Origin of the sequence: Streptomyces sp. SID11385 (assembly GCF_010548245.1) — a bacterium.
Classification (GTDB): Bacteria; Actinomycetota; Actinomycetes; order Streptomycetales; family Streptomycetaceae; genus Streptomyces.
Map to the genome: position 1 here is coordinate 1 of NZ_JAAGLR010000717.1, position 10,842 is coordinate 10,842.

General features: G+C 73.5%; 11 protein-coding genes. 7 read left to right on the forward strand and 4 right to left on the reverse strand.

The annotated features are described in order from the left end of the window. The first annotated feature begins 627 nt into the window (after positions 1–627). From G3I42_RS21700 to G3I42_RS21715, 4 genes are all read left to right on the forward strand, one after another. On the forward strand, positions 628–867 hold the full coding sequence (locus G3I42_RS21700; protein WP_164288367.1) for a chaplin: 240 nt from the start codon (positions 628–630) through the stop codon (positions 865–867). Between the two features lie 139 nt (positions 868–1,006). Beyond that, positions 1,007–1,444, forward strand: coding sequence for a hypothetical protein (locus G3I42_RS21705; protein ID WP_164288369.1), 438 nt, complete (start codon positions 1,007–1,009; stop codon positions 1,442–1,444). Between the two features lie 128 nt (positions 1,445–1,572). Continuing rightward, the gene (locus G3I42_RS21710) at positions 1,573–2,076 is read left to right on the forward strand and encodes a DUF5949 family protein (RefSeq protein ID WP_164288371.1); all 504 of its coding nucleotides are present in this window, start codon (positions 1,573–1,575) and stop codon (positions 2,074–2,076) included. 184 nt (positions 2,077–2,260) lie between these two features. Further along, positions 2,261–3,433, forward strand: coding sequence for an FAD-dependent monooxygenase (locus tag G3I42_RS21715; protein WP_164288373.1), 1,173 nt, complete (start codon positions 2,261–2,263; stop codon positions 3,431–3,433). Between the two features lie 11 nt (positions 3,434–3,444). Here the strand turns inward: G3I42_RS21715 and G3I42_RS21720 are convergent, their stop codons facing one another. The 3 genes from G3I42_RS21720 to G3I42_RS21730 all read right to left on the reverse strand — a co-directional run bounded on the left by G3I42_RS21720 (position 3,445) and on the right by G3I42_RS21730 (position 5,418). After that, positions 3,445–3,819 carry a CrcB family protein gene (locus tag G3I42_RS21720; RefSeq protein ID WP_164288375.1) on the reverse strand — a complete coding sequence of 125 codons (375 nt, stop codon included), beginning with the start codon at positions 3,817–3,819 and terminating at the stop codon, positions 3,445–3,447. Beyond that, positions 3,816–4,319 (reverse strand): CrcB family protein, encoded by a 504-nt coding sequence (locus G3I42_RS21725; RefSeq protein WP_164288385.1) that lies wholly within the window; start codon positions 4,317–4,319, stop codon positions 3,816–3,818. The genes G3I42_RS21720 and G3I42_RS21725 overlap by 4 nt, the downstream gene beginning before the upstream one ends. A gap of 400 nt (positions 4,320–4,719) precedes the next feature. Further along, positions 4,720–5,418: an SDR family NAD(P)-dependent oxidoreductase gene (locus G3I42_RS21730; protein WP_164288377.1), complete on the reverse strand. Its 699-nt coding sequence runs from the start codon at positions 5,416–5,418 to the stop codon at positions 4,720–4,722. A gap of 105 nt (positions 5,419–5,523) precedes the next feature. On the opposite strand from G3I42_RS21730, the gene G3I42_RS21735 reads away from it, so the two are divergent. Then, positions 5,524–6,402: a helix-turn-helix transcriptional regulator gene (locus G3I42_RS21735; RefSeq protein ID WP_164288379.1), complete on the forward strand. Its 879-nt coding sequence runs from the start codon at positions 5,524–5,526 to the stop codon at positions 6,400–6,402. A gap of 387 nt (positions 6,403–6,789) precedes the next feature. Here G3I42_RS21735 and G3I42_RS21740 read toward each other — a convergent pair whose 3' ends face one another. Further along, positions 6,790–7,761: a helix-turn-helix domain-containing protein gene (locus G3I42_RS21740; protein WP_164288381.1), complete on the reverse strand. Its 972-nt coding sequence runs from the start codon at positions 7,759–7,761 to the stop codon at positions 6,790–6,792. A 254-nt stretch (positions 7,762–8,015) separates the two neighbouring features. On the opposite strand from G3I42_RS21740, the gene G3I42_RS21745 reads away from it, so the two are divergent. Further along, the gene (locus G3I42_RS21745) at positions 8,016–9,434 is read left to right on the forward strand and encodes an FAD-dependent monooxygenase (protein ID WP_343244616.1); all 1,419 of its coding nucleotides are present in this window, start codon (positions 8,016–8,018) and stop codon (positions 9,432–9,434) included. Positions 9,435–9,829: 395 nt separating this feature from the next. Then, positions 9,830–10,531: a TMEM175 family protein gene (locus G3I42_RS21750; RefSeq protein ID WP_343244617.1), complete on the forward strand. Its 702-nt coding sequence runs from the start codon at positions 9,830–9,832 to the stop codon at positions 10,529–10,531. Positions 10,532–10,842 lie beyond the last annotated feature (311 nt).

Genomic DNA, 10,842 nt, shown 5'->3' on the forward strand with positions numbered 1-10,842 from the left:
CGTCCGCGCCACCCGCTCCCTCGCCCCGTACGGTCGTCGCCCCCTCCGCGCCCCGCGCGGCGGCGCCCGCGAGCGGGCCTTGGGCGAGGGGGGCGAGGGCGAGCAGTACGCAGGCCGCGCCACGGCGCACCACGGCGGACAGCGGGAGTCGGCTTCGCATGACGGCCCTCCGGGGCGGCGTATGGGGCGGGACAGCCCGGATCTACGATCAAGAAAGGGGACATTACGCCCAACACGCCGCTGAATTGCACACTGCTGGCAAGTCATGACAACAAGGGCGGAACGTCGGGACTCTAACCCCGGCCCCCCGGAGATCGCGTCAGCATCGACCGAGCAGTTCGGGTGTACTTGTCAGATCGACTGCCGAACCCCCCGAACGGCCCATCCCGCACCCGCCCACCAGCGACGACGCCCTCGACGGGCAGTCACGCACAGTGATCATCGGCCGCGTGCGGCGTGTTCCGCGCTCCGGGCCGGGCGGCGTTTCACCTTTTCGGGGCACAACGCGCGGGGCCCCGGCGGCGTTGTTGCAGACGCCGGGCCAGCTCCCGGCACCCCGGCCCGCGGCGCAGCCAGCGGCACCGGCCGGGCCCGCACGACCCTCGACACCGTAAGGAGCGCTTCGCCATGTCGCGTACCGCCAGGGCCCTCGCCCTCTCCTCCGTCGCCGCCGCCGCGCTCGTCGGCTCGGCCGGCCTCGCCTCCGCCGACGCCGGCGCGCAGGGCGCCGCCACCCACTCGCCGGGCGTCCTCTCCGGCAACGCGGTGCAGATCCCGGTCCACGTGCCGGTGAACGTCTGCGGCAACACGATCAACGTCATCGGCCTGCTCAACCCGGCCTTCGGCAACACCTGCGTCAACGCCTGACGCATGGACCGGTGGGGCGGCCGCCGCGCGTGCGGTGGCCGCCCCACCGGTCGGCCCGCGGGGGCGCCGCCCCCGGCCCTCGCTCCTCGAACCCCCCGAGCCCCGGGGTCTGTCTTCGCCACCGCCGAAAGGACTCCCCATGCCCGCGAAACACCGCAAGCCCCGCACCTCCCCCTCCGCCGCCAAGGCCGCCGCCGTGGTCGTCGGCGGTCTCGCCGCCGCCACCGCCGCCGCACCCGCCTTCGCCGCGCCCGCCGTGGACACCGCCGCCCTCACCCCGAGCAGCCTCAACGGCGGTTACTACGCCGCCGCGACGCAGCTCCAGGGCGCCGTGGACACCGTCGCGAACGACGCGCTCGACCCCTCGAAGCCGGACTCCCTCGGCAAGACCGTCGACGCCGTGGCCCGCGAGGCGAAGCCGCTCCTGCCGCAGCAGAAGCTCGACCCGGCCTCGCTCGTACGGGACGGCTCCACGACCGGCGCCGCCACCGGCCTCCTCGGCGGCCTCCCCCTCGGCGACCTCGGTGGTGCGGGCGGCCTCGGTGGCGTCGGCGACCTCGGTGGCCTCGGCGGCTGAGCCGTGCGCACGGCAACCGGAACGGCCGTGCGAAACGCGCTCCCCTTTGGAGTGATGGCCGGTCCGGGCTCCCCCGGACAGGTGAAAGAGCGAGGGGCCGGCCGGGGCGGAGTCGCTAGGGTCCGGGGGTGACTTCGACCGACAGCGCGCAGCGCGTTTTCCGCCCCGCCGAACTCGGCACGCTCGTCGTCGTGGCGTGGAGCGGCAAGCACCCCGACGACGACCACGACATGCCGTTCCTGCTCGCCTACCCGCTCGGCGACGGCACGGCGGGCCACGAGGGCTCCACCGAGGCGGCCCTCGCCCTGCTCGCGGACACGAAACTCCCGGTCGGCGGCACGCTCCTCGACGGGACGCAGACCTCCACGCTCCCCCTCACCCTCCTCGTCGAGGCGGGCTCGGCCGCGCTCACCATGCCCCCGAACCTCAACGCGCAGTGCGAGGTCCCCCCGGAGTGGTTCGCCGCCGCCAAGCAGCGCGGCTACGCGTACTTCATCTTCGCCACGCGCCCCTGGCCGCAGGCCGTCCCCGGGCGGGAGATCACCGAGGAGGCGCTGGCCGCGTTCGTCGGCGACACGGAGATGCTCACCTCCTCCGCCCACGTCCTCCTCCCCGTCCGCAGCCTGCGCTGACCCCGAGGGGCCGGGCCACGCCACCCGGCCCTCCGCGCCTCCCTCCGCCGCGCCCCTCCCGCCGCGCACCGGCATCCGCGCCTCCGGCCCTGTGTCTCCCCTCACCCTCCTCCGAACTTGTTCGTCACGAACGTGTTCGTTACGGTGGAGACACCACCACCCGCCCTCACCCCCGGAGGCCGCCATGACCAGCACCCCCACCCCCGCGCCCACCACCCCGCACTACCCCGTCGCGATCATCGGCGGCGGCCTCAGCGGTCTCCTCCTCGCCCGCGTCCTCATCAAGGGCGGCGCCGACGCGACCGTCTTCGACCTGGAGAGCGGCCCCGAGGCCCGTACCCAGGGCGGCATGCTCGACATCCACGAGGAGACGGGCCAGGCCGCCCTGCGCACGGCGGGGCTCCACGCGGAGTTCCGCGCGAAGGTGCACCCCGGCGGCGAGGCCGTCCGCGTCTGGGACAAGGCGGGCGCACTCGTCCACGAGGAGGCGGACGACGGCGAGGGCGACCGCCCCGAGATCGACCGCGGGGACCTGCGCGCCCTCCTCCTCGCCTCGCTCCCCGCGTCCGCGCTGCGCTGGAACTCCAAGGTCACCGGCGCGCGCCCGCTCGGCGCCGGGCGCCACGAGGTCAGCCTCGCCGACGGCACCGTCTTCACCACCGGCCTCCTCGTCGGCGCGGACGGCGCCTGGTCCCGTGTCCGCCCCCTCCTCACCCCGGCCGGGCCCGCGTACACGGGCATCTCGTTCATCGAGTTCGACCTGATGGACGCCGACGCCCGCCACCCGGAGGCCGCCGAGGTCATCGGCGGCGGCATGTGCTTCGCGCTCGGCGGCGGCCAGGGCTTCCTCGCCCACCGCGAGACCGACGGCTCCCTGCACATCTACGCCGCGCTCCAGGCCCCCGAGGAATGGCTCGAGGCGCACGACTTCTCCGACGCCGAGCAGACCCGCGAGCTGCTCCTCGACGCCTTCGCCGACTGGGCCCCGCACCTGCGCGGGCTGCTCGACGAGGCCGAGCACGGCTTCGTCCCGCGCCGTATCCACGCCCTCCCGGCCGGTCTCACCTGGGACCGCGTCCCCGGCGTCACGCTTCTCGGCGACGCCGCGCACCTCATGTCCCCGTTCGCGGGGGAAGGCGCCAACCTCGCGCTCGCCGACGCCGCCGACCTCGGCACCGCGCTCCTCGCCCACCCCGGGGACACCGAGGCGGCCCTCGCCGCCTACGAGTCCGTCCTCTTCCCCCGCGCCGCCGACACCGCCGCGATGTCCGCCGCCTCGCTCGACATGCTCTTCGGCGAGGACCCGGCCCGCCGCCTGGTCGACATGTTCACGGGCACGTACGACCCGCAGGACTGATCGCCCGCCCCCTACCCCCACACCCCCGTCGCCACCGCGACCCCCGCGCACCCCGCCCCGAGCCCCGCCGCCATCGACAGGAGCGCGTTGCCGAGCGCGAGGCGGCCCGCGCCGGTCTCGGCGAGGCGCAGCGTCTCGTACGAGAGCGTCGAGTACGTGGAGAGCGCCCCGCACAGCCCCGTACCGAGGAGCGCGACGACGTGCGAGGAGGCGGCGCCCGCGAGGGCCGCGCCCGTCACGAGGCCGAGGACGAGACACGCGAGGACGTTCACGCTCAGCGTCCCCCAGGGGAAGGCCCCCCGGCGCCGCGCCGTGATCCAGCGGTCGGCGGCGTACCGCGCGGGCGCGCCGACGAGCGCCCCCGCCACCACGAGCAGCCAGTTCATCGCGCCCCCTCCGCTTCCGCGACGGCGGCGAACCGCTCCCGCAACGCGTACCGCGCGAGCGAGGCGCTGCCCCACACCGTGAGGACCGCCGCCGCCATCGTCCCGAAGAGGCAGGCGCCGGCCACCGCGTACCGCTCGGCGACGAAGAGCGCGCGTACGTCCATCGCGTACGTGGAGAACGTCGTGAACCCGCCGAGGACGCCGGTACCGAGGAAGGGCCGCACCAAGCGGTGGGTGTGCGGGCGCAGTTCGGCGACGACGGCCATGAGGACGCCGATCAGCGCGCAGCCGACGACGTTGACGAGGAAGGTCGTCCACGGGAACTGGCCCCCGGCGGTCGGCCACAGCACGGCAGCCCCGTACCGCGCCACCGCCCCGAGCGCGCCGCCCGCGGCGACGACGGCGAACACGGGCCCCTGCCCGTCCCACAGCCCGCTCGCGGGCACGTCCGCGCCGACATCGGGGTCCACGGGTTCGGGCGCCGGATCACGCCGCTTCATATCTGTCACGAAGGGTCTCCCACTCGCCGGGGCGCACGCGTCAGCGCACACCTCACCTCGCAAGCAGGGACCGTTGGCGGCTCGTCCGCGGTTGGGAACGGCGGGCCCCACCGCCGTGACTCCCCCGCTCGTCCGTACGAACGCGGAGCCGCCCCCAGGCTACCGCGCCACCGCGCGGGCTCGCGCCTACAGGCTCTCCTCCAGCTTCGCGAGGAGGGCCCGCGCCTCGTGGATCATGCCGATCCGGCGCGCGTGCGAGGCGGGGCGCGGTCCCGCGAGGAGCATCGATTCGGCGAACTCGGTGATCGCGGCGACGACGGCGTTCGCTGCCCCCAGCGTCTGAGGAGGCCGTCCTCACCGTCCGCGAACGCAAGCGCCTTGCCCGCGACGCCGCCGCGTGTCAGGACCAGGCGATCTCGCCGTGGCGGTCGATGAAACGTCCGGTGCCGGCGCCGGGCTCCTCGGTGGCGAGGGCGACGATCGCGTCCGTGCCCTCGGTGACGGTCTGGGGGCCGCTGTGACCGTTGATGTCGGTGGCGGTGTAGCCGGGGTCGGCGGCGTTGACGCGAATGTCCTTGAGCGCTTTGGCGTACTGCGTGGTCAGCATCGTCAGCGCCGCCTTCGAGGCGGTGTACAGCGGCGCGACGACGTGCGACTCGGACCGGCGGGGGTCGTGGGTGAGGGCGAGGGAGCCCATGCCGCTGCTGACGTTGATGAGCACGGGGTCCTCCGAGCGGCGCAGCAGCGGCAGGAACGCGGTGGTGGTGCGGACGGCGCCGACGACGTTGACGTCGAGGACGGCGTGGGCGTCGGCGGCGGTGAGGTCGCCGGGATCGCCGAAGGGGCCCTGCACCCCCGCGTTGTTGATCAGGACGTCGATCCTGCCCTCGTGCTCGGCGACGTCCGCTGCGGCGGCGGCCACGGACGCGTCGTCGGTCACGTCGATGGGGACGAAGCGTGCGCCCAGCGCGGCGGCCGCCTCCTCACCGCGCTCCCGGTCGCGGGCTCCCAGGAGAACGGTGTGACCGCATGCGGCAAGGCGGCGGGCGGTCTCGCGGCCGATGCCCTTGTTGGCCCCGGTGATGAAAGTGATCGTCATGCCTTCGATGGTCGCCGGGACGAAGGAGCCGAACCAGGGACGCTTCGACGGTGGGAAGACCAGTACCACCCTCGCGCCCCCGCACCGGACCGGGGATGCGGGAGGATGAAAAGCATGACGACCACACCCCACGGGGCCGGACTGGGCGCGGCCATCCGCACGTGGCGGAACCGGCTCACCCCGTCGGCCGCCGGGCTGCCGGTCGTCCGCAAGCGCCGGGCCGCCGGGCTGCGACGCGAGGAACTGGCCGACCTGGCCGGAGTGTCGGTCGACTACGTCGTGCGTCTGGAGCAGGGGCGCGCCACGACACCCTCGGCGTCGGTGGTGGCGTCCCTGGCACGCGCCCTCCAGCTGTCCACCGCCGAGCGGGACCACCTCTACCGGCTGGCCCGGATCGTGCCGCCGACGGACGGCACGATCCGAGACCATCTCCCGTCCGGTATGCGACGAGTGCTCGCCCGCCTCGCGGACGTACCGGTTGCCGTGTTCGCGGCGGACTGGCAACTGGTGTGGTGGAACCAGGGGTGGGCCGCCCTGCTGGGCGACCCCCTGGCCTCGCCGCCGCGGATGCGCAACTTCGCCCGCGACAGGTTCCCGGTGGGAACCGGTCAGACCCCCCTCGTGCGGTGGCCGGTCACCGACACGGACCCCGGCACCACCGACGCCGCCCTCGTCTCCGACCTGCGCCGCGCCACCGGCCGCTTCCCCAGGGACAGCCGCCTGGCCGCGCTGGTCCGCGACCTCGACGCGGGCAACGAGAGGTTCGCCCAGCTGTGGGCGACGGGGAAGGTGACCGCGAACCGCGAGATCCGCAAGACGGTCGACCACCCGTCCGTCGGCCCCGTCACGGTGGACTGCGATGTCCTGACCGACGGCGACACCGAGCTCAAGATCGTCATCATGACCGCCGCCCCGGGCAGCGAGGACGAGACCAAACTCCAGCTCACCACCGTCATCGGCCCACCAGCCCGCACACACGGCTGAGCCGCCCCGCGCGTCGGCCGACAGGCGGCTCACGGCCCCCTGCCCATCGCTTCGCGTCGTGGGCAACCTTTCCAGCGGCCAACTCCACCGGGGGCGTGCGCCACGCGACAAGCCACGCAGAACGCCGAAGCCGGCGGCGAAGTCCGTCCGGGGACACGACCGCCCAGCGCCCCGGCCTCAACAGCCCATGCGCTGCGAGCCGCACGGGTCTGGGCGCCGGTCCGGTCACTCCCCTGGTGAGGCGGCTGGAAGCGCGGGGCGGTGCACTCCCCGCTCCACGCGAACCTCGGGCTCGTAGCACCGCCGCGTGAGCCGAGTCCTCGACGGCCCGCGGCCCGGACCACCCGACGGGAAGCAGGGCCCGTCCCGCCTCTCAGCCGGAAAGTCCTACCGCCTCGCGCTGGGAGCCTCGGCGAACCGTTTCTCGTACGCCTTGACGAAATGGCTGCTGTCGGCGAAGTGCCAGCGCGCGGCGATCTCGGCCACGGTCAGGCGTGTCGAGATCAACTCCGCCCTGGCGCGTTCGAGACGGCGTTCGCGCACGTATCCCATGACCGACGACATGGCCCCTCGGGCGAATGCCCGGTAGAGGGTGCGGACGGACACGTTCAGGGCCGCCGCGATCCCCCGGGGGTTGAGGTCGTGGTCGGCGAGCAGCCGGCTCTCGATGTGGTCCATCGCCGCCCTGAGGAGCGCGGGGGCGAACTCCGCGTCGTCGATGACCTGGTCGTTCATCAGTCCTCTGAACAGTTCCAGGGTCGCGTTGCGGGTCGCACCCGTGGCAGCGGTACCGAGTTTGTCCGCCAGTTCCGCCCAGAGACGCAGTTGGGCGAGCAGAAGAGCCGCGGCGGGCGACGACTGTTCCGCGGTGACCGCCCGCGTGTTCACCGGGAACCGTATCTCGCTCGCGGGAAGGACCAGGGTGATCGCACGCGTACCACTGGCGATCTCGAAGTCCCACGGGTCCTCGTTCCTTCGCACACACAGCATTCCGGCCGCCGCCGTGGCTCGCCGCCCCCCGGTGGCGAAGCGCCACTCACCGCTGAGCGTCACGCTCGTCACGATCCGGTCCTCCAGGTGCCCGCCCGGGCCACCGGTGCTCCCCGCGACGGCGTCGCTGTACTGGTCCTCAAGGAAGAAGTCGAGCAGGTTCTGCTTCCAGATGCGAGCGCGGTACGTCCCTTCGCTGTGCCGCGGCAGCCGCATGGGCGGCGCCGGCACCCGCTCGCCGCCCTGCCGGCGCCACTCCCCGAGCAGCACGCGGTCCCGGTTCTCGTTCGCATACGGCACGGTGATGTCGACCACGGGCGTCGCGGGGTCCCCGATCCGCCAACGGGACGCGCTGACTTCGGTGCTCATCCGGATCAAGGTACCCGGCCCCTGGGCCACCGCCCGCGGCCGGGCTCACCGCGCGGACACGGATGGCACGGAAGTACAACGCGAGGGGCAGTCCGGTACAAGTCGCCGGCGCGCGGGTCCTGTGAGCATGGGCGGGCGGCGTCCGCTCTCCTCGGGGACGAGCGGGTTCCGCCGGATCTCCGGGTCCTTGTTCCAGTTGCCTGGACGCTGATTCGCCGGTCCAGGTCCGTTCCACCCACCGACTGGAGTTTCCGGTGCCCGAATCCGTGCTGACCCTCTTCGAGAGTCTCGTCGGCGCCGAGCCGCCGCACGACGCACCCGTCCTGTTCGACACGGCCTGCGTGATGGGCGGAAGCATCGCGGGGCTCCTCGCGGCACGGGTGCTCTCCGACCGCGCGCGCAAGGTCGTCATCGTCGAGCCCGACGACCTGCCGAAGGAGGCCGGGCCGCGCCCCGGGGTACCCCAGGACCAGCAGGTGCACACCCTGCTGCCGGCCGGCCGGCTGTGGGTCGAACGGTGGCTTCCCGGCGTCTCGCGGGAGGCGCAGGACCGGGGCGCGTCGCTCGTCGGACCCGACAAGCAGTTCGTCGGCCACGACGACGTCCGCCAGGTGCGGGACGGCGTGGACCACCGCTTCCTCGCCATCGGGCGTCCTCTGCTGGAAACCCTCGTCCGGGACCGGGTCACCGCCCTGCCCAACGTCTCGGTCCTGCGGGCGCGGGCGACCGGGTTGCGATACGACGACGGCGCCGTCACCGGCGTGCGCTTCGCCGGGACCGGGACAGGCGGCCGGGGAGAACGGGCGGAGGGGGTCATCGCGGCGGACTTCGCCGTGGACGCGATGGGACGTTCCAGCAGGCTGTCGAACTGGCTCGCGCAGGACGGTTACGACCAGCCCCGGCTCGAACGGCTGGAAGCACCGGTCAACTACGCGACCGCCCTGTTCGAGCGCCCGGCGAAGCTCGCGGAGCTGGAAACAGCGACCGTGCTGCAACTGTTCACACCGCAGTACCCGTCGGGCGGGGTGTCCGTGGCGGCGGCGACCGCGACCGAAGGGCAGCAGTGGCTCGTCATGCTGATGGGCTACGGCGACGAGCGGCCCGGCAGGACGATCGACGAGTTCCGCGCGAACTGCGCCCTGCTGCCCGCGATCTTCGGCGACATCACCAGCGGCGACGTCACGCGGGACGTGGTGCCGTACCACCAGGCCGAGAGCAGGCGTCGCCACTTCACCGAGGCCGGCCGCCTGCCGGCGCGGCTGGTCGGCATGGGCGACGCCGTGGCGTCGTTCAACCCGGTCTACGGCCAGGGCATGAGTTCCGCCGCTCTGCACGCCTCCTGCCTGGCCTCCTACCTCGACAGCGGCGCCGATCCCGGCGAGGCGGCCACGGAGTTCTTCCGTCTTCAGCAGGTGGTCGTCGACGCGGCCTGGGCCGTGTCCGCGGGAGGAGACGCCGCCCGCATCGACGCCGAGAACGGGACCGAGGTACCGGAGGAGGTGCGGCGGCAGCGCCGCGTCATGGAACAGATCGTCCGTGCCGCCCTGGTCGACCCGGCCGTGTCAGGAGCGTTCAACAACGTGTCCTACATGCTGCGTCACCCCGGCACGCTGTTCGATCCGGCCATCCTGGAGAAGGCGGCAGCCGCTGTCGAAGGGGCTACGGCCGGGTGACCGGCACCGCGATCGGCCGCTGCACCGGTCCGTCGGACCGGGCGGCGCACGACGACTCGGCGGGGTGCCCGCGGTAGCCGCCGTCGACGCGGGTCCTGCGAATGCCCCTTCCCCGGGCTCCCCGTCGGCGCCCTGCCCGGCCTGGCGCTGCCCTTGTCCCTGCTGGAGATAGGGCGTGCTCCGTACCGTCGACGGCCCGGAGGCGTCCGACCGCGCGAGGCCGCCCCCGGCTGACGGCGGAAGTGGTCCGGCCGGCCGAGGCGTCGGCGGACGTGCGCGTAGCGGGAGTTCCCGCGAGATCGAACCTGAACAACCCCTAGATGATGCGAACGTTCGCTCACCCGCGCCCCGGCGACGGCAGGTGCGGTGGGCAGACCGAGGAGAGGTGCGGAGACGTGAGTGCCAGAGGCGTCGGCGGCGGGACCGGGACGAGCGGGGGCGACCCCGGAGGGGCGTCGGCCGCCGCGCCGGACAGGATCGAGGGGGGTGTCTCGGGGGAGCGGCTGGTGCTGTTCACCGACGCGGTGACGGCGATCTCCATCACCCTGCTGATCCTGCCGCTGGTGGACCTCGTCCCCGAGGCCGCGTCCGCCCACGAGGGCGCCCGCGAGGTGATCACCGGTCACCTCGACCAGGTCTGGAGCTTTCTGCTCAGCTTCGCGGTCATCGCGAACATCTGGCGGGAGCACCACCGGGCCTTCTCGACGGTCGACAAGATCACCCGTTCCCTGACGGTGTGGAACATGGGGTGGCTGCTGTCGGTCGTCGTGCTCCCGCTCCCGACGGAGATGATCGGCGCCTTCGGCGGCGGCGACCGGTTCGTGGCGGCGTTCTACTACGCCGTGCTCCTGGTCGGCATGCTGTGCCGACTGGCCATGCTGAAGATCCTCAAGGGCAACCCGGTCATGGTCGCCGGAGACGAGGAAGAGATGCGCCGGAGGATCGCGCACCTGTACACCGACAGCCGCATCAACGTCGTCGCCGTGGTCGTCGCGTTCGCCGTCGCCCTCGCCGTACCGGTGACGCAGTACTGGAGCCTCCTGCTCCTGCTCCTGCCGGGGCGGGCGCGCTTCAGGGGCCGGCGCAGTTCGGGCTGACCGCTGAGAACCTCCGAAGGGCGTCCGCGACGTGCGGACACAACTGGCTCACCACCGTCGGCCTGGCCACTTACGTCGTTCTCATGGACGCGGTCGGACGTGGAACATGAGGTCGAGTCGGGCATTTCCCGTGCGGCGGACGCCCGTTCGCGCAGTGGTGCGGTGAGGGCACGGCGCGGAGCCCTGGGTTCGGGAAGCTCCTCGCCGCACTGCGCGAGACCCGCGGCCGGCGAATCCGCGTGCGCCACCGGGCCCCGTGCGCCAGCGGGGCCCGCCCGGCCCGCGTACCCCGCCCGGCCCGCGTGCCGGGC

What these genes read in the sequence shown, in the direction of transcription:
- G3I42_RS21700 (WP_164288367.1), top strand. Translation starts at nt 628, where the DNA reads ATGTCGCGTACCGCCAGGGCCCTCGCCCTCTCCTCCGTCGCCGCCGCC.
- G3I42_RS21705 (WP_164288369.1), top strand. Translation starts at nt 1,007, where the DNA reads ATGCCCGCGAAACACCGCAAGCCCCGCACCTCCCCCTCCGCCGCCAAG.
- G3I42_RS21715 (WP_164288373.1), top strand. Translation starts at nt 2,261, where the DNA reads ATGACCAGCACCCCCACCCCCGCGCCCACCACCCCGCACTACCCCGTC.
- G3I42_RS21720 (WP_164288375.1), bottom strand. Translation starts at nt 3,819, where the DNA reads ATGAACTGGCTGCTCGTGGTGGCGGGGGCGCTCGTCGGCGCGCCCGCG.
- G3I42_RS21725 (WP_164288385.1), bottom strand. Translation starts at nt 4,319, where the DNA reads ATGAAGCGGCGTGATCCGGCGCCCGAACCCGTGGACCCCGATGTCGGC.
- G3I42_RS21730 (WP_164288377.1), bottom strand. Translation starts at nt 5,418, where the DNA reads ATGACGATCACTTTCATCACCGGGGCCAACAAGGGCATCGGCCGCGAG.
- G3I42_RS21735 (WP_164288379.1), top strand. Translation starts at nt 5,524, where the DNA reads ATGAAAAGCATGACGACCACACCCCACGGGGCCGGACTGGGCGCGGCC.
- G3I42_RS21740 (WP_164288381.1), bottom strand. Translation starts at nt 7,761, where the DNA reads ATGAGCACCGAAGTCAGCGCGTCCCGTTGGCGGATCGGGGACCCCGCG.